The sequence below is a fragment of the Candidatus Nitrosopumilus salarius BD31 genome (assembly GCF_000242875.2).
Taxonomy (GTDB): Archaea; Thermoproteota; Nitrososphaeria; order Nitrososphaerales; family Nitrosopumilaceae; genus Nitrosopumilus; species Nitrosopumilus salarius.
Window position 1 is genome coordinate 1 of record NZ_AEXL02000143.1, and the last position, 1,569, is coordinate 1,569.

Below are 1,569 nucleotides of genomic sequence, written 5' to 3' on the forward strand. Positions count from 1 at the left end.
AAGAAAAGCAATACTAACAAAATATTCTGTAAAAGATAAAGTAAAAGGAGTTGGCACCATAGGAGATGCATTACTGAAGCCTACAGAGATATACACAAAACCAGTTTTAGAGATGGTTCAAAAATGCAAAATTCATGGTCTTGCACACATTACAGGCGGAGCGTTTACCAAACTATTACGACTCAAAACAACAGGTTATGAGATAGATTCACTACCAAAAATACCACCGATCATGGGACTAGTGCAAGAACAAGGAGTAAAACCAGAAGAAATGTACAAGACGTTCAATATGGGAGTGGGGTTTTGTGTAATTGCACCAGAAGATCAGGGTGCAAGAATTAAATCAATATTCAAAAAATACAAAATTTCAAGTCAAGAGGTAGGAAGAATAGTTTCAAAGAAAGGAGTTTTTGTAAACTCGATAAAAATCGCTTAATTTAACAACAACAAAATAATTTTCAACCTAATTTACCTTATATGACAGATTTCTTAAATCAAATAAGAGAAAGATGGTAGAGGCACACTTAATTGAAACAATTATTGGCATAGGAATTCTTCTTTTTGCAGCTAAACTGATGGCAGAATTATTCCTTAGATTAAAACTTCCAATTGTTTTAGGAGAGCTTTTGGCAGGAATGATAGTAGGTCCATTTGCATTAGGAGGGTTTTTTGTTGTAGATGGAAAACAAATACTGCAGATAAATGACGAGATAAGAATACTTGGAGAAATGGGCGCAATTGTAATTTTGTTCATGGCAGGATTAGAGATGACACCAAAAGAATTTCTCAAAGGAGGGAAAGCATCATTTACAGTTGGAACATTGGGAGTGGTAGTTCCATTCTTTGCAGGTCTTGTTGTTTTTCAGTTATTTGGATTTGATGCATTACAATCAATGTTGATAGCAACAGCTCTTACAGCTACAAGTATTGCAATTTCAATTCAAGTATTGAGTGAGTTTGGCAAAATTAAGACTCCAGAAGCCAGACTCATCATCGGAGCAGCTGTAGTAGATGATATTTTGGCTATTGCGGTATTATCAGTCGTATCATCCATTGCAGGGGCAGATGGCGGGATAGAGAACATAGACATTACTGAAATCGTAGTTACAATTTTGCAAGTATTAGGATTCTTTGCAATAATGTTAATAGTAGCAGTAGTTGTAATCCCAAAAATAATCACACCAAGACTTTGGAAAGCAAAAGGTAGTGTAGAGGGAATCGCAACTGCATCGTTTTTCGGAGCGGCTGCGCTAGCTGGGTCCATAGGGCTATCACCTATTGTAGGAGCATTTGCAGTAGGTATGGCATTGTCAACTACCAAGGTATTCGAGAAAGTAGAGAACTATGTTGGAAAAATAGGTTTAATTTTTGCACCACTGTTCTTTGCAATAATTGGAGCACAGGTAGACCTCAGAGCAGTTGATTTGAACATTTTGATGTTAAGTGGAGTGATAATTGCAGTTGCAATAGTAACAAAGTTGTTTGGTTGTGGACTGCCTGCAATAATGTTTTTGAAAAGTAAGAAGAAGGGAATGAGAGTTGGAATAGGAATGATTTCAAGAGGAGAAG

Annotated in this window: 2 protein-coding genes; both read left to right on the plus strand. The window is 36.5% G+C overall.

From position 1 onward, the window contains the following. Positions 1-436: AIR synthase-related protein (locus BD31_RS08435; protein WP_008301208.1), on the plus strand; the 436-nt coding region annotated here is incomplete at its 5' end. A gap of 73 nt (positions 437-509) precedes the next feature. After that, on the plus strand, positions 510-1,569 hold a 1,060-nt coding region (locus BD31_RS08440; RefSeq protein ID WP_008301206.1), incomplete at its 3' end, for a cation:proton antiporter.